Source organism: Cytophagales bacterium (genome assembly GCA_033344775.1).
Lineage (GTDB): Bacteria > Bacteroidota > Bacteroidia > Cytophagales > Cyclobacteriaceae > JAWPMT01.
Genome location: JAWPMT010000005.1, coordinates 1,184,202 through 1,199,897 on the forward strand (window position 1 = coordinate 1,184,202; position 15,696 = coordinate 1,199,897).

Annotated in this window: 17 protein-coding genes; 5 read left to right on the top strand and 12 right to left on the bottom strand. The window is 43.7% G+C overall.

What is annotated here, in order from left to right:
• Positions 1–4: 4 nt before the first annotated feature.
• The 3 genes from R8G66_22465 to R8G66_22475 are packed head-to-tail and all read right to left on the bottom strand — an operon-like array spanning position 5 to position 2,586.
• Positions 5–238, bottom strand: a complete 234-nt coding sequence (locus R8G66_22465) for a hypothetical protein (GenBank protein ID MDW3195155.1) — start codon at positions 236–238, stop codon at positions 5–7.
• Between the two features lie 49 nt (positions 239–287).
• Positions 288–2,180 (bottom strand): AAA domain-containing protein, encoded by a 1,893-nt coding sequence (locus R8G66_22470; GenBank protein MDW3195156.1) that lies wholly within the window; start codon positions 2,178–2,180, stop codon positions 288–290.
• Between the two features lie 4 nt (positions 2,181–2,184).
• Complete coding sequence (locus tag R8G66_22475; GenBank protein MDW3195157.1) at positions 2,185–2,586, bottom strand: TerB family tellurite resistance protein; 402 nt, start codon at positions 2,584–2,586, stop codon at positions 2,185–2,187.
• A 115-nt stretch (positions 2,587–2,701) separates the two neighbouring features.
• Here R8G66_22475 and R8G66_22480 point away from each other — a divergent pair, with 115 nt between their 5' ends.
• From R8G66_22480 to R8G66_22490, 3 genes are all read left to right on the top strand, one after another.
• Positions 2,702–3,301 (top strand): ACP phosphodiesterase, encoded by a 600-nt coding sequence (locus tag R8G66_22480; protein MDW3195158.1) that lies wholly within the window; start codon positions 2,702–2,704, stop codon positions 3,299–3,301.
• Positions 3,298–3,666, top strand: coding sequence for a fluoride efflux transporter CrcB (crcB, locus tag R8G66_22485; GenBank protein ID MDW3195159.1), 369 nt, complete (start codon positions 3,298–3,300; stop codon positions 3,664–3,666). The genes R8G66_22480 and crcB overlap by 4 nt, the downstream gene beginning before the upstream one ends.
• Before the next feature lie 577 nt (positions 3,667–4,243).
• Positions 4,244–4,807: a hypothetical protein gene (locus R8G66_22490; GenBank protein ID MDW3195160.1), complete on the top strand. Its 564-nt coding sequence runs from the start codon at positions 4,244–4,246 to the stop codon at positions 4,805–4,807.
• A 63-nt stretch (positions 4,808–4,870) separates the two neighbouring features.
• On the opposite strand, the gene R8G66_22495 is transcribed toward R8G66_22490, so the two are convergent.
• Together R8G66_22495 and R8G66_22500 are read right to left on the bottom strand one after the other, a co-directional pair.
• Entirely contained in the window at positions 4,871–5,905 is a 1,035-nt protein-coding gene (locus R8G66_22495) for a response regulator (GenBank protein ID MDW3195161.1), read from the bottom strand.
• Positions 5,883–7,499, bottom strand: a complete 1,617-nt coding sequence (locus tag R8G66_22500; protein MDW3195162.1) for a PAS domain S-box protein — start codon at positions 7,497–7,499, stop codon at positions 5,883–5,885. The genes R8G66_22495 and R8G66_22500 overlap by 23 nt, the downstream gene beginning before the upstream one ends.
• Before the next feature lie 118 nt (positions 7,500–7,617).
• On the opposite strand from R8G66_22500, the gene R8G66_22505 reads away from it, so the two are divergent.
• Positions 7,618–8,052, top strand: coding sequence for a universal stress protein (locus R8G66_22505; GenBank protein MDW3195163.1), 435 nt, complete (start codon positions 7,618–7,620; stop codon positions 8,050–8,052).
• Here the strand turns inward: R8G66_22505 and R8G66_22510 are convergent.
• Together R8G66_22510 and R8G66_22515 are read right to left on the bottom strand one after the other, a co-directional pair.
• Positions 8,038–8,283: a hypothetical protein gene (locus R8G66_22510; protein MDW3195164.1), complete on the bottom strand. Its 246-nt coding sequence runs from the start codon at positions 8,281–8,283 to the stop codon at positions 8,038–8,040. The two genes, R8G66_22505 and R8G66_22510, sit on opposite strands and share 15 nt — an antisense overlap.
• 239 nt (positions 8,284–8,522) lie before the next feature.
• Complete coding sequence (locus R8G66_22515; protein ID MDW3195165.1) at positions 8,523–9,389, bottom strand: universal stress protein; 867 nt, start codon at positions 9,387–9,389, stop codon at positions 8,523–8,525.
• A 386-nt stretch (positions 9,390–9,775) separates the two neighbouring features.
• Here R8G66_22515 and R8G66_22520 point away from each other — a divergent pair, with 386 nt between their 5' ends.
• On the top strand, positions 9,776–10,369 hold the full coding sequence (locus R8G66_22520) for a DUF6567 family protein (GenBank protein MDW3195166.1): 594 nt from the start codon (positions 9,776–9,778) through the stop codon (positions 10,367–10,369).
• Here R8G66_22520 and R8G66_22525 read toward each other — a convergent pair.
• The 5 genes from R8G66_22525 to R8G66_22545 all read right to left on the bottom strand — a co-directional run bounded on the left by R8G66_22525 (position 10,364) and on the right by R8G66_22545 (position 15,571).
• The gene (locus R8G66_22525) at positions 10,364–11,071 is read right to left on the bottom strand and encodes a methyltransferase (GenBank protein MDW3195167.1); all 708 of its coding nucleotides are present in this window, start codon (positions 11,069–11,071) and stop codon (positions 10,364–10,366) included. The genes R8G66_22520 and R8G66_22525 overlap by 6 nt on opposite strands.
• Positions 11,072–11,132: 61 nt before the next feature.
• Positions 11,133–13,802 carry an ABC transporter permease gene (locus tag R8G66_22530; GenBank protein MDW3195168.1) on the bottom strand — a complete coding sequence of 890 codons (2,670 nt, stop codon included), beginning with the start codon at positions 13,800–13,802 and terminating at the stop codon, positions 11,133–11,135.
• A gap of 10 nt (positions 13,803–13,812) precedes the next feature.
• Positions 13,813–14,145, bottom strand: coding sequence for a helix-turn-helix transcriptional regulator (locus tag R8G66_22535; protein MDW3195169.1), 333 nt, complete (start codon positions 14,143–14,145; stop codon positions 13,813–13,815).
• A gap of 397 nt (positions 14,146–14,542) precedes the next feature.
• The gene (gene rnhA, locus R8G66_22540; protein ID MDW3195170.1) at positions 14,543–15,001 is read right to left on the bottom strand and encodes a ribonuclease HI; all 459 of its coding nucleotides are present in this window, start codon (positions 14,999–15,001) and stop codon (positions 14,543–14,545) included.
• Positions 15,002–15,571, bottom strand: coding sequence for a MarC family protein (locus R8G66_22545; protein ID MDW3195171.1), 570 nt, complete (start codon positions 15,569–15,571; stop codon positions 15,002–15,004).
• Positions 15,572–15,696: the final 125 nt, after the last annotated feature.

Sequence of the window (15,696 nt, forward strand, 5' to 3'; positions counted from 1 at the left end):
TATGTCACTTCAGATACTTCAATCTGATTTCTTCCATAACCTTCTCATGTGACCTACCTTCACCCTTCTCAGACTGATCGATTGCACGGTTGATTGAAGCTTGTATATCAGGAGAAGTAGTATCCCACCAATCTTGCTCTATATCAGTATCAATCATTCCTTTGACTAAGGTCAAAAATCGATCATCAGCTTGATCCACATAGTCATGAATTCTCTGTCTGATTCCTACTTTATCCATTTGCATCCTCTTTCCAAAGATTAAATTAACAATTTCTAAGCGTATTTGATCAATACAAATACTCAAAAGCGCTTTCGTAACTCCCTTTTTCCTGGCAGAAAGCGATTAGTTCGTCATAGAATTTATGATTGGACAGGGTGGCGGAATCGCCGACAATGATCAATCGGAATCGGGCGCGGGTCATGGCTACATTGGTACGTCTGATCTCCGAAAGGAAACCAACTACCCCGTTTGGGTTGCTACGCACCAAGTCGATGAGCATGATATCCCGTTCTTGACCCTGAAATCCATCCACGGACTGGATGGTGATTTGCTTTTGTAATTCCTCGTACCAGGAGTAGTGAACGATTCCTTGTCTTAGCACTTCCAAATGAGCTCGGTATGGAGCAATGAGCCCAATGGACATGTTTGCAGCATCAGGATATTTTTCCAACAGCAAATCCACCAACTTCAAGGAGAATAGTCCCTGTTCTTTATTGAATGTACTTAGTGTTTCGGGATTGATCTCTTCATCAAACCCACATCCTGCAGTATCGATGAAGGTCAAGGTTTTTTCAAACACCTGTCGTCGATTGAATACATTTTCACCGGTCTCCATTTCGCCATTGTAAAACTTTTGATTGGAAAACTCCAGGATCTGCGGCTGCATTCGGTATTGGACTTTCAACATCGAGGTGGAACCATATGCTTTGATGCAGCGTCCAAAAATCGTTGTTTCCAGTCCTTCTTTAGCTGCCTCATTCGATTTCACTGTTGGCGCCAGTTGCTGGTGGTCACCGGCCATGATCACACGATGGGCTTTGAGAATTGGGACCCAGTTAGCGGGCTCCAACGCTTGGGAGCATTCATCAACAAATAGGGTAGAAAAACTACGATTTCTCAGATAATCTGAATTGGCGCCGATCAACGTGCAGGCCACTACTTGTGCTTCCTGCAACAACTGATAGATCATATGATCTTCCAGATGCATGGCGTCTTCTTTCAGCTTTTTGGCCTCGTCAAGTAGCATCTGGCGCTGGGCACGTTCTTCTCTACCGAACTTCCGTTTGTATTTAAAACCGAGCTTCTTGAATTCCTCTGATTTCTTGCGTAAGTCTTTCAGCATTTTGGCATCAGCATGCTGCGAAAGCTGTACATCCAGAGTATGACTCAATACCTCCTCATCTACACGACCGGGGTGTCCTAACCGAAGTACGCTAATTTCTTGCTGATGCAATCGCTCGACCAGCAGGTCTACTGCTGCATTACTTGGCGCACAAACCAATACCTGATTTTCTGTTTGAAGTACTGCGCTGATGGCCTCTACCAACGTCGTGGTTTTTCCGGTCCCTGGAGGTCCGTGGATCGTTGCAAATTCGTTGGTCCCAATCACTCGACTCACGGCTTCATTCTGTGAATCATTCAATCCGACTCCCTGATGTGGATTTACTTCACGGTATGTAGGCTCTTTTTGACCTAGTAAAAAAGGAATAAGCTCGAGTGTTCGGCCTTTCTCCAATTTCTTTAATCGACGGAGTGTCTTAGCCATCTCATCATACGTGGATTCATCGAAGAGCAAGTCCACCCCAAGTTTACCATCATCCAGCCAGTCGGGTGGATCGTCTCGGTTAAGGACGATGGTCATATTATTTTCTCCCAACCGGCTTACCACACCATTCGCAGATCGGGTCACTTTCTCTTCAGCCAGAAACAAGCTCACAGAAGCTCCTACCTGAAAAAGGTGCCTCCTCCCGACTTCCTGGGTACGTTCTACCGATACTATCCAGCGCTCACCAGTCCCCAATCGGGACTGATTGACCGTGACCGGATACCATGTAGCTCCATCTTTTCTCCTGTCCGTGATGGACCGATTCCGTATTTTTTGTTCGTATTGCTCCCGGTCAGCGATCCGCTCCTTTTTTAGTAGATCGTTGAGGTGAGCAAAATGCTCCGTAAAGTCCATCCAGTTAGTGCTTCAGGAATTTTTGTATGGTTGATTTGAGGCTATCCTTGTCTGTTGTGATGTCAGGATCGCTATAAATTTTCACCATGAGCTCCAGCAATACTGCTTCGTCATAGCCGAGCTTTCCTGCCAACTTCGAACAAAAATTAATCTCTTCCTTGTACAGGCGTCCATCAATTTTCATCAGTTGTACCAGGTTGTAGATGTACTCGTACTTCTCATCATCAGCAATGTCCGAAAGATCACTGATCTCACTATCCGGATCATCAAAGCAAGCACTGATCTCCTCTGAGCTAAGGCCATGGGCCTCCCCTATTTGTTTGATCAGATCGATTTCATCCTGAACAACAACTCCATCCACTTTGGCAAGTTGGACCAGCACATGTAGTTGGTCTATCGACGACATATTCCCTTTTGCGGCATTTAAGGCGTTAAAAGTAATTGTTTAAGGCTAAATTTTCTAAACTTACAGGGATTAGCGGTAAAGAGTGTTTACAGTATAGAACTATACGAATATTGAATTGAACTTCCTTGCACATATCTACTTATCTGGACAATCCGAAGAAGTGATCATGGGTAACTTCATTGGTGACTTTGTGAAAGGCAGTGACCTGAATGCTTACCCGGAAACCATGGCCATGGGGATCAAACTCCACCGGGAAATAGATCGGTACACAGATACCCATGAAATTGTTCATCAAAGCAAATCCCTGCTTCGAGAAAAATACCGACACTACGCTCCGGTGATCGTCGATATCTTTTACGACCATTTTTTAGCTTCCAGTTGGAGCAAAAGACACTACTTACCACTGCGTGATTTTACACACAAATTTTATCGCCTTGCAGAAAAGTACCTGGACGTGATACCTAAATCGGCAGCAAGAGTACTCCATTACATGAAGGCCGACAATTGGTTATATCACTATGGATCGATAGAGGGAATTGACCGAGCACTGGTAGGCATGTCGCGTCGTACGACCTTCCAGTCAAAAATGGACGAAGCGGTACACGACCTTGAAAAGCACTACGATCATTTCAAGGATCACTTTGATGCATTTTTCCCTGAATTGACTCAATTCTCGAAAACATTCATAGAAGAAAACCAAAACGGTACTGCATGAAAGACCTGTTAATGGTTGGTATTGGTGGGTTTGCAGGTAGCATACTCCGTTATAAGATCGGAACATTTGTTTCCGAAAAAACTACCTCAAGCTTTCCATGGGGAACCTTTTGCGTCAATTTGGTCGGTGCATTTCTGATTGGACTACTCATTTCTTCCGCCCTAAAGAGTCAACAGGCAGCCATGCTATTATTGGTCACCGGATTTTGCGGGGGCTTCACAACCTTTTCCACTTTTGCTATGGAAAACCTGAAGCTACTTCAGAGTGGTCAGTGGAGTACTTTTCTAGCTTACATTCTATTTAGCTTGGTAGGAGGTATCAGTTTGTGTTTTGGAGGTTACTTGATCGGCAACAAAGCCTTGTAATTATCGACGTTCACCCAAGTCAATAGGTCGTTTACCCACGATTCCTTGATTGAAATCTCCTTTCCTAAGAATTTTCTGGCTTCAAATGAAGGATTTCATTTGCATAGCTTGGTCAAACGAAAAAGAGGGATTACGAAGAATAGTCCCTTTTTTTTCTAGTGGAAGCCTCCTTAGGATATGAATTATTCTCCTGTTATCGATCTTTGATACTTCAACAAGAACACGGGACATGTAGCAAAATAAGCTGCTTTGTTCTTTTTCCATTGAAGAAAAAGAACCAAAAATTCTAGGCCGGATTCATTTTTTAACGCCTTTTGACTCTGAAAGCAGGAATAAAATAAACTCGCCAAGAAATTCGCTTTTTCATAAAAGATATCGGAAGGCTCGAACAGAATTTTATTCTGATCTGCTCTTCATTGAGTCAAAAACCTAAAATGAATCAAGGCCACCCCAAATCGGCAACTCCTTTCGACACAAATACTTGATTTCATACAGACACATTAGGTCAAAGGAAAATTTAAATTGATACTCAATCTTGGTATGGCTTTTGCTTAACTGAAAACAATAAGCTCCTAGAATGACCAAACCAAAATTCCTTTTCCTCACCTCGTTTTTGATTTTTTCAACTTCACTTTTTGCTCAAAACGATTTTCGTGAGATCGGACTCTCCGTTCGAGATGAATTCAATCTGGCCTTTGTTTACAAAAAGCAAAGAGCTGAAAACCGCTACATCAGCTTTGATGTACTTTTTGCAAATTTGAGCGTATCCTCAAATTCAGGAAGAAGTTCTACTTCTTTTTCTACTGGACTATCAGTGACCTTTGAAAACAGAAAGGAAATCGCTGAGAAAGTCCAGTTCATCCATGGATGGGCACCAAGCCTTAGTATCGGCAACAACCGTAGCAGTGGCAACAATAGTGATTTCTCTTCTACGATCTTCACACCAGGTGTGGGGTATCGACTGGGGTTCATGTACCTGTTCGCTGAGCAATTCTATGCTTCCTTACAAGGCCAGATAGGCGCGAGTATGTCCTACCAATTCAATCCCGATATTGATGGCACTCCTGCTACCTTCAATGCGGGCTTCTCACAGCAAGATGTGAGCCTAATTCTGGCATATCGTTTTCGAAAGAGAACTTAACCTAACCAGCTCAATTGATAAAGTGTTGTCACACTGATCAGCCCCCCCGAGGCGCTCGAATTGTCACCACTTCACGGCTTCCAGCTTCTGCCGATCCAGGATTTTTATGCCGTGACTTTTGATATCAATGACGCCTTCCTTTTTGAATTCGGAGAGGATACGGATGACTGATTCTGAAGCGGTACCCACTAATCCGGCCAGGTCATTTCTAACTACCTTGAAGTACTCCTCACCTTCATAAGAATCGGCAAGCATCAGCAGTTTATCGACCACCCTTTTGCGGACAGTATCATAAGCCAAATGCAGCAACTCAGATTCTTTTTCACTGACTTCATTTGCCAATTGCTTTACAAAACTTACTGAAATGTGTTTATCCGCAAAAACCAACTGATGAAAGGAATCACGCGTAATCAGCTTGAGTTCTACATCTTCCAGGCAAGCCGCAAATTCCGTGTGGTTGGCATCCAGCAGCAAGGCACGATAGCCAAAATATTCACCGGGACCTAAAACCGAAAGGATGAATTCTTTGCCTTCTTCACTGATCTTATATGTTTTGACCTTCCCACTGACGATGTAAAACAGATAATGCGGAAAGTCTCCATCCCGAAAAATGATGTCCTGTTTCACATATCTCCGATCTTGTGCCGCAGCGGCTTCCAGGGACTTCACTCCCGACAAGCCATTAAGAAAATCATCCGGAGCTTTTGCATCGGAGTTCGCTTTGAGCTTATCATATTTATCTAGTCGGCCCTCGATGGCTTTCAGCAAGTCCATGTCATCAAAAGGCTTGGTCAGATAATCATCAGCTCCCAGACTCATTCCTTGTCGGAAGTCACTTCTTTCAGACTTTGCGGTCAGGAAAATGAATGGAATGGTTGAAGTATTCGGATCCTTACCTAACATATACAGTACTTCATAGCCGTCCATTTCTGGCATCATGATGTCACAGAGGATCAAGTCTGGATGCTCATTTTTGGCCACCTTCACTCCCTCTTTACCATTTGGGGCTTCTACTACCTCGTAGTTGGATAGTTCCAGTATCTCAACGATGTTTTCTCTTACATCAAGGTTATCTTCAATGACTAGTATCTTTTGCATGTTTAGGTAGTTTTAGAAAAAACGACGTGCCTTTATCTTCTTCGCTTTTGAATGAAATTTCACCCCCAAGCATAGTTAAATAATTCTTCACAATGTAAAGCCCGAGTCCGGTGCCTTGAATGTTGGTCACATTGCCTGCGCGGAAAAATCGAGTAAAAATATTCGATTGCTCCGCCTTCGGGATGCCATTGCCGAAATCCTGAATGGTCATATCGAGATAGCTACCACGATCGACACAAGCCACCATCACTTGTTGATTTTCATCTGAATACTTCGAGGCGTTGGACAAAAGGTTGAGAAAAACATTCTTCAGCAGCCTTGGATCTGACCAAATCTCTATCCCTTCCTTACATTCACAGACCAGTTCCTGCCCACCTTTCAACGAAGGCTCTATTTCCTCACGAGTTTCATGGATCAGAGCCGTCAAATCTACTGTCTCAAAAGTTGGATCTACTTTCCCTTCCTCCAATCGACCTATCGACAGAAAATCATTCAGAATATTGGTGAGGTTCGCAATCGCAGATTTAATCCTGAGAATGTGCTTTTGTCGTTTTTCGCGGGCATCATCAGGGTATTTGCCTATCAGCGAAACAGAAGACAAAATAGTACTCAAAGGTGTTCGAAATTCGTGGCTGGCCATGGAAACGAATCGGGACTTCAACTCATTCAATTCCTTCTCCTTTGCCAGGTTCTGTTGAACCTCATCTTGCGCTTTCTTTTGCGCTGTGATGTTCTCTTCCACGATCAACAACTGAAAAACCGCATCTTCATCATCCCTTAGAGGTGCTCCATGCAACTGATAGGTTTGATCAGCCAGGGTCACTTCTATTGATAACTCTTTCCCGCTAGCAATTTCATGTAGAAAAGGCTCCACATCCTCCGGATTGCTCACATAAGACAAGTAGGTCTTCCCAATCAAATCCGCTCTATCCAACCCACGTCGATTGAACTCTGATCCATTCACAAACACAAATCGGAAATCCATGTCCAGCACAGAAATAAGGCCATTTGGGAAATTTTCAGCAATGGCTGTATATAGTTTTTGGGCCTCAACCAGGGTTGCTTCCGCTACTTTTCGCTCTTGAACCTGACTTTGCAATCCTAGGTTCAGAAACTCCAATTCCTGTGTGCGTTCTTTTACTTTCTGCTCCAGTTTTTCTGAATACTCCTTGAGCCGGGCCTCATTTTCCTTTATATTCAATTCATGCTGCTTGCGTAAGGTCACGTCTACGATGAATGCAGCAGTATACATCTCATCATTCGAATAAAAGGAACTCAGACTGATCTCCACGGGAAGTTCTGTTCCATCCTTTCTCAAGGCGGTGAGGTCGAGTCCAGATGCCATTTTTCTAGATTTAGGCGCTTGAAAAAAGCCTTCACGATGTTGTGGGTGATGTGCCCTGTAACGACTTGGAATCAATACTTCAAGGGTCTCCCCCTCCAACTCTTCAGACTCGTAACCAAAGAGGTTTTCTGCACTTTTATTGGCCAATACAATCTGGCCTTCGCGATTCACTATGATGATACCTTCAGAGGCTGATGTAAATACACTCTGCAGCAGGTTGAAGTCGTAAGAAGTAACTTGATGATCCATCGAATGGTGACAAAGGTCAGGTGCTCAATATAGTGAGGACATGACAAAAATCAGTCGTCTCCAAAATGAATGTCAGCATCATTTTTTTAATTTCTATAGAAATTGCAATGAATTTTTTATGTCTTCTACGTTGCAACAAATCAAAAACATCTTAGTACCTACGGATTTTTCTCCAGCATCCTGGGAAGCCACACGCTATGCCCTGGATCTTTGTCACCAGCATCAGGCGAAGATGACCCTGCTACACATCGTTCCCGGAAAGAACGGCAGCCAGGCAATGCAGGTAGCACACATGAGCAAAAAGCTCGATGAACTCACGCAAAGCCTGAATACTAGTGACCTGAACAATCTCATTTCAGGGTTGACCAAATCAGGCATGGTTGTCCAGGAAATCCTCAATCATTTGAAGGAAGTACCTTACGATATTGTGGTGATGGGGGTCAATGGTAATGGCGGAATGAACATGAATTTGGGCAAAAATGCCAGGGAAATTGTAGAAAACTCCCAGATACCCGTTCGATTGGTCCCCAACAAAAAATCAAACGGTAGCTAAAAATGCCATTGCTTCTTCTAGCGTGTCAAATGATCGATTGTTTCCTTTCACGATTCGGACAAATCCCTGAAAAAGAATTTTCTTTAATCCAGTAATACCGACAATGGCGCGCTTGTTCACTTTGTGGCCTGTTTTCTTGCCAACCTCTTTCACGCGAGCCATGTATTCGGAACTGCCCGGTGCTCCGGTCACATCCACCAGCACCCTGGCTCGTCCATCATAATCCAGCAAAAATTACTCACTCTCATCCACAACAGCAAGGGTCTCTTCGGGCACCTTACAGTGGGAGTAGTCGATCAAAATGATTTCCGTTCCGCGATGTTGTATGAGTTTTATGGACATGGTTTTACTAATGGTATATGTTACTAACAAGCCGAAGAAAACTTGGTTCTATCCTGCCACACCTCAAGCACAAAAAACCCCCACAGTTTGCCTGCGGGGGTCCAACCAACTACCTGAAGTATTCACTGCTATGCGACAGCCTCCTCCAATTGCTCTTGCATTTTCAAAGTCCAGATAGGAATGTCCGCATGGTTCGCCACAGATTCAGATACGCTGCCTCCAAACAGATGAGCCAGCCCTGTTCTTCCATGAGTGCCCATCGCCGCCATGTCTATTTTGTTATGTGTCGCGAATGTCAGGATACCTTCTTCTGCAAATTCCGCTTCGACCGTGCTCAGAATATAGTTTTTGAAGTGGTGTTTTTCGGCAAAGGCATTCAGTTGATCCATGGCACTGCTCTTCACCAGAAAGTTATAGGGTGTGATCACCCGCACCAGGTACAACTGAAATCCGAGTAGTTCCTGAAGTGCTTTCACATGCCCAACCACTTGTTCCTGCTCTTCCGTGCAGTCCGTAGCGTATACAAAGGACTTAATATCTTTCAGGTGTGTTTCACCTTTCACTGTCAGTACCGGGCAATTCGCATGTCGGATCACTTTCTCTGCGTTAGAGCCAATGAAGAACTCAGACAAACCAGAAGCACCTTTGCTACCCATCACGATCATGTCCATGTCCTGTGCCGTGACGGTCTTGTGGATGTGAGAAAAAGTATTGCCAAACACAAAATGGGCAGTCGTATTGATCCCGCGACCCACTAAATCGTCCACTAGTTCATCCAGTTCCCGTTTTGTTTGTTTGATCAGCTGTACTTGAAATACATTTTCGAAGGAAGAAGAAGGAATGAATTCACCCATCACGCTGTAAGAGCCATAGGGGATTTCCATCACATGTAGCAGGTGCAGTTCAGCCTCAATGCGCTCAGCAATTTCAGCAGCAAGTTGCATGGCGTAGTTGGCTTCTTTAGAAAAGTCGGTAGGTACTAATATTTTTTTCATGGCATTATTATTTAGAGGATGGAGACATCCTGATCATTCACGAAATAATTACAGTACCAAAGTTGATTGATGCGGAAGCGTTTTACACTGATGTATGTCAGGTGCCGTAATGACTTTCACAGGCCAGGGTATCAGAATGCAAGTCATCCCGAAATGAGTCTTAACCTCTGAGTCTCCTGGGAGGCCCTACTTAAGAGCAATGTGATTTGGAACAGTGTGTATTGAAATCTGCAAATACGATAGCATCCATTACGGAAATTCAATTGAGAAAATCTGTGATGGCCTAACAAATTACGATCGGGGAAGAAAAGTTACCGTTTTATGAAAATTAAAAGCTATATCAGCGTAAAAGTTGCAATCAATCTGGAAAAATGAAATATCAACTAATGAAGAAATTCAAAACTTTAGGACTTCTGTTTAGCATTCTCTTATCATCTTGCTCTTACCATATTGGAACAATTGGAGGAGGAACAGGAACCATTACTAATAATCAGTTTAAAAGCATAGATTTCGGATATGGAACGGCAAAAACCACAAAATTCTTAGGAATAGGTGGTAACGAGAAAGATGGATTGGTTCTTGAAGCGAAAAGAAATCTATATCGGAATTATAAACTCCGACCTGCTCAAGTAATTGGGCAAACAACTGTTGATTTTAAAAGAACTTTCTTCTTTCCTATTAGTACGACGAAAGTGACTATCTCTGCCGAGATCATAGATTTTTCAGACAGTGTCATGGATTCGGCTCAAATTCAGCAAAACAAAGAACAATTTGAAGGGCAGGAAAACACGGGAGAATTTGCTTTAGGAGAAGTCGTTATTTTTCAAGAAAATGAAAAAAAATACGTACACACGGCAACGATTCTTTCATTTAAAGACGGTAAATACACCATAAGGTACGTTAGTCGCAGAAACATTATAAAAATTAAAACGGTACATCCAGTTCTTTTGAAGGCACAAACAAAAAAGGTGACGTTATAAATAATAAGGAGCTACTAATCCTTGAAACCGATCGCTATATGTTCCATTCTCTTCTTTGATGAAAATCACTTCCGATTCAGGTTCATCTTGTTTATAACACCCAAAAACTCCAACCTTCCTGAAAATAGACTTTTCTGGCCGATCATAGATCTCAAATTGTTTCTGCAGTAGCAGCCCTTGAGACTTTGCGACTTCCACCATTTGGTCAAACTCGTAAGAAGGATAGATCACCCATAACAGGCCTTTCTGTTTCAATAGATTGATTACCGATTGGCAGAGATCTTCTAGAGACAAATCATCACTATGAATCGCCTGGTCCTTTGCCTTTCCGGACTTCAGATGGCCTTTGAAAAAAGGTGGATTCGATACAATCAGGTCATATTTTTGATCAGCAACCGATGCAAATTCCTGAATGGCCCCATTCCATACGCTTAGGCGTTCGGACCAGGGACTGTTATCGAAATTTCCAGTCGACTGATTCGCAGCATCAGAAGATAACTCAACCGCATCAATCTTAGCCTCTGATCGCTGAGCGATCATTAAAGCCAACAATCCTGTACCTGTTCCAATATCGAGGATTTGTTGCTCGCTTCCCTCCAACGACACCAGCGCACCAAGCAAACAACCCTCAGTGGTCACTTTCATGGCTGTCTGACCTTGCTCTATTCGAAACTGCTTGAACTGGAAGTACGTGTTGGGCATAGCGAAGCAAAAGTAATCTGATCACTTAAGTGATCAGGTTACTAGCTAAGCTGGCCGAAGCCTACTCGTACCTTAAAGCCTTCACAGGGTTGGTTCTCGCAGTGGTCACGGTTTTGTATCCTACAGCCACTATGGCGATCAACATCACAAGCAAAGCCGCAACTAACAATACCGGAATCCCAATACTGATCCTGCTAGTAAAATTGTTCAACCATCCATCCATGATCAGGTAGATCACTGGCCAGGATATTACATTGGCGATAGCAAGTAAGATGATAAACTCTTTGGATAGGATCATCACGATCTGGGAGACTCCTGCGCCAAGTACTTTTCTCACCCCAATTTCCTTGGTACGTTGCAACGTACTGAAAGAGGTTAACCCAAACAGACCCAAACATGCCACGATGATGGCAAACAGGGCGAATAGAGTGAACGTTCTGCTGAAGTTTTGTTCATTGGCATACTGCCGATTGTAAAACTCATCCAGAAAAAAGGTATCAAAAGGAGAACCCGGGAAATAGCGATCGAAAGTGGCTTGTACTTCTTCGAGCGCTTGCTGATATTGGTCCGAACTTAGCTTGACCGTGATATAGTTGGAATTTTGCTCGATCAGGGGAAATACCAATGGATTCACATCGTGCTTCAACGAACGCTGCGTATAGCTATCCACGATACCGATGATGGTACGGGTGTCGCCGCCTACATTTACTTTCACGCCAATGGCTGCTTCCGGATCTACAATGTCTAGCGACTTCATCGCAGCATAATTGATCAAAATGTTTCCGGTATCGGTCGACAAGGATCTGTCATAGTTCCGCCCGGCGAGGATATTGATATCATACGACTCGAAATAATCGTAATCCACGCCAGCCAGATAGACGATGAAATTTTTGTCTTGCGTATCCTCCAGTTTACGCATGCCACGAGTCCAGAAAATCTCATCGCCGGGCACATTCGAACTGGTAGTTACCTTTTCTACGATTGGTTTATTGGTCAGGGTATTTCGGAAAGCCTGCATCGTCGAATTAAAAGTCGAGTCAGTACTCGCAGGTCCCTGGATCACCATCGTATCCGTCATGTCAAAACCCAGGTCCAGGTTTTTCATGTGATCCAGTTGCTGGTACACAATGATGGTTCCTGCGATCAGCGTGATAGATGCCGCAAATTGAAAAACCACCAAAGACCTCCTCAGCATGATTCCCGATTTATTAGTCGTCAACTTTCCTTTCAATACATGGATCGGTCGGAAAGAAGAGAGAATGAACGCTGGATAAAGACCTGAAAGTGCCGAGCCCAATACCAGAATTCCTCCAACAATTCCCCAGAAGGATGGTCGCAAAAAGAATTCCCTGCTGAGAGGTGCATCTGCCAGCTGGCTAAACATAGGGGTCAGCAGTATCACCAGTACAACTGCAATGACCAACGCCAGTAAATTCAGCACAAAAGACTCCACCAAAAACTGATAGATCAACTGCTTTTTGTAAGCACCCATTGATTTTCGGACTCCCACTTCCTTGGCACGTTCCAGTGACTTAGCGGTCGACAGATTCACATAGTTGATCCAGGCTATTACCAGAATAAATACCGCAATCACGGAAAGGAAAAATACTGTATCTCCGTCGCCCTGTTCTTGTGGTTCAGATTCCTGCAGTAAATTAGAATAGAGATGAATATCCGTGATTGGCTGCAAAGGAAAGTCCGCCCGAAAGTCATATTTCTCAAACACTTCTCCACGTTCCTCCCATAAGACTTCTTTAAATTTCGCATCAAAGACTTTCGGGTCTGTGCCAGGACGTAGCGCCACATAAGTATTAAAATCATACCACCCCCAGGCAGTCTCCGAGGAAGCCTGCCCATCGTCATTCCGAGTCTGGTTGTTCAGTGTCTCATAGGAGATCAACACATTGTACTTCAAATGAGAATTGTTAGGAACATCCGCTGTTACACCTACTACCTTGAAATTACCACGGGGCCAGGAAACCATTTCCAGGGTCTCACCCAGCACATCTGTTCGACCATAGTATTTCTTGGCGGTGGATTCGGTAATCACCACTTGATTAGGTTCATTAAGCGCCTCTTCCAGGTTACCGTATAGCAACGGATAATCAAACATGGTCAAAAAAGACGGATCGGCTATCTGCACCCGTTGTTCACGGTATTGAATGTTATTGCTTTCAAATACGCTCTCCATCGGGAATGCCCGTACAAATGCTTCGACCTCAGGCATTTTTTCTTTCATAAATGGCCCTACGCGTGGCACCGCTGCCGCACAGTCTATGTCCAGATCCCCTCCCCGATAGACCATGTATTTCACACGGTACAAGTTTTCGTGGTTGGGATGGAATTTATCGTAGCTGTATTCATAGTCCACGTATTGTACAATGAACAGACACGCCGCCAGTCCCAGCGCCAGTCCCATGATGTTCAGGGTGGAATAGATCCTGTTTTTAGAGAGCGTTCTAAAGGTGGTTTTTACATAATTGCTAACCATAGGTAATTTATTATTTCGAGTGACCTTTCTTTTTCTTCTTAAATCGTAGTTCCTGAATGATAACACCGCATCTTTGAGATAAAGCATCTTGGCATGAGTGGCGCCGTTGACCTCTGCCCTATCCTGATAGATCTCATCAAGGTCACCCAAAATGTCATCGATGAGCGACTCATCGTAGATGAACTTTAGCAACCTTTCCCCCATGCGAGGTGGGCGATATTTATGTTCTTCAGGTTTCACACTTTTTCAATCACAATTTGACAAATGCCAATCGTGGTATGGTTTTCCAATAGTCCTGGCGCAAATCTTTTGATTGTTGTAATGCCGCATATCCGGCATTGGTAACCTGGAAGTAGCGTTTGCTTTTCCCGCCTCTTTTTTGTGTAGCTCCTCCGAATGCCGAGGTGAGGAAACCTTTGTCTTCCAATCGATATAGCGACGAATGTATCGCACTGATGTTCGTGGTTCGTTGGGCCCTTCGCTCCAGTTCTTCTTTTACCGACACAGCGTACGCCTCCTGCTCCAAAGCAGCGACAGTTAGCAATATCAGTTCTTCAAATTCGCCCAGGTTACTTCCCTTCATAATGATGATTTTAGGATAATCCTCATAAATGTAAATGTTTACGAGAGTATAATACTCATGTTTGTAAACAAAAGTTACATGACATGACATCATTTTACCTGATGATCAGGTTACGTGTTTATAGACACTTCCATTTTATAATGGATGCACGCATTCAATAATTAGTGATTAAACCGTGATTGGTTTGATCACTAGCAATAAGTGTAAAGGATTAAAAAGCTGCAAAAGGTATTAAAATCACCCTGGTCTTCGACCACCCCCTCTACAAAGGGGAGGTTTAACTATACCGTCAATAGCGGTCATTGGTCATATGACCGGCGACAGATTATTTGAGGATAAAAAAGCTTGAAGAATATCGAAGAATCCCCTCACTCCCTTTTCAAAGGGGGATCAACATCTATACCGTCTTCTCAAATTCCGTATCGACGCTTTGCTGGTATTCCTGAAGTTCGGCGGCTTCTACCGCAAGCTGATCACAGCGTTCGTTTTCGGGATGACCGGCGTGACCTTTCACCCATTGAAAGCTTACCCGATGACGGTAATACACTTTTAAAAATCGCTCCCACAGATCCCGGTTCTTTTTCCCTTTGAAGTCTTTGACCACCCAGTTTTTCAACCAGCCCTTTTCCACGGCATCCACCACGTATTTGGAGTCGGAAACGATTTTCACGGTCCAACCATCCTTTTTGATGGACTCCAACCCTACGATCACCGCCAGTAGTTCCATGCGGTTATTAGTCGTCATCCGAAAACCCTCCGAAAGCTCTTTTCGTTTGCCTTTGTAATCGAGGATGGTACCAAATCCACCAGGGCCTGGATTTCCTTTAGCCGCTCCGTCTGTCCAGATCGTAATCATTTATAAAAACCAGTTTGCTTTGAATAATTTAATAGCAATAGAAAGCAGGATGATCCCAAATACTTTCCGTAATACGTTGAAACCTGCCGGGCCGATTCTCTTTTCAAGCCATTCTGAAGATTTCAACATGGCATAGACCAGAATCAGGTTAATCACTACACCTATCAGGATATTGACTTCATGATATTCTGCTCGCAGCGAGATCAAAGTAGTCATGGTACCCGCTCCTGCAAGGATCGGAAACGCCAACGGCACGATGGAAGAAGCTGATCCCTCGTCGGTAGAAGGCTTAAAAATCTGCAACCCCAGTACCATTTCCATCCCTATGATGAACATGATAATGGCTCCGGAAATGGCGAATGAGCCAATATCGAGCCCAAACAAATTCAGAATCTGCTCTCCCAGAAATAAGAACAACACCATGAGCATACCTGCTACGAGGGTCGCTTTACCCGATTCGATTTTCCCCCACCTTCGACGCAAGTCGACGACCACAGGAATATTCCCCAGGATATCTATCACCGAGAAAAGAATGAGGGTTACTGAAAAAATTTCCTTGAAATTGAGCATTTAGACCAACTTTACTTAACACAAAGCTAATGACTTACGTAAGGTATGAAAGTCAGAATTTTACTCACTTTGCGGAAAATTTAAGCCGCACCTAGACGTATACATCTATTTACCATATCCTTGCA

Bases quoted from the DNA above. Each gene is read 5' to 3' on its own strand.
- R8G66_22465 (MDW3195155.1), bottom strand. From the start codon at position 238: ATGGATAAAGTAGGAATCAGACAGAGAATTCATGACTATGTGGATCAA.
- R8G66_22470 (MDW3195156.1), bottom strand. From the start codon at position 2,180: ATGGACTTTACGGAGCATTTTGCTCACCTCAACGATCTACTAAAAAAG.
- R8G66_22475 (MDW3195157.1), bottom strand. From the start codon at position 2,586: ATGTCGTCGATAGACCAACTACATGTGCTGGTCCAACTTGCCAAAGTG.
- crcB (MDW3195159.1), top strand. From the start codon at position 3,298: ATGAAAGACCTGTTAATGGTTGGTATTGGTGGGTTTGCAGGTAGCATA.
- R8G66_22490 (MDW3195160.1), top strand. From the start codon at position 4,244: ATGACCAAACCAAAATTCCTTTTCCTCACCTCGTTTTTGATTTTTTCA.
- R8G66_22495 (MDW3195161.1), bottom strand. From the start codon at position 5,905: ATGCAAAAGATACTAGTCATTGAAGATAACCTTGATGTAAGAGAAAAC.
- R8G66_22500 (MDW3195162.1), bottom strand. From the start codon at position 7,499: ATGGATCATCAAGTTACTTCTTACGACTTCAACCTGCTGCAGAGTGTA.
- R8G66_22505 (MDW3195163.1), top strand. From the start codon at position 7,618: ATGTCTTCTACGTTGCAACAAATCAAAAACATCTTAGTACCTACGGAT.
- R8G66_22515 (MDW3195165.1), bottom strand. From the start codon at position 9,389: ATGAAAAAAATATTAGTACCTACCGACTTTTCTAAAGAAGCCAACTAC.
- R8G66_22520 (MDW3195166.1), top strand. From the start codon at position 9,776: ATGAAGAAATTCAAAACTTTAGGACTTCTGTTTAGCATTCTCTTATCA.
- R8G66_22525 (MDW3195167.1), bottom strand. From the start codon at position 11,071: ATGCCCAACACGTACTTCCAGTTCAAGCAGTTTCGAATAGAGCAAGGT.
- R8G66_22535 (MDW3195169.1), bottom strand. From the start codon at position 14,145: ATGAAGGGAAGTAACCTGGGCGAATTTGAAGAACTGATATTGCTAACT.
- rnhA (MDW3195170.1), bottom strand. From the start codon at position 15,001: ATGATTACGATCTGGACAGACGGAGCGGCTAAAGGAAATCCAGGCCCT.
- R8G66_22545 (MDW3195171.1), bottom strand. From the start codon at position 15,571: ATGCTCAATTTCAAGGAAATTTTTTCAGTAACCCTCATTCTTTTCTCG.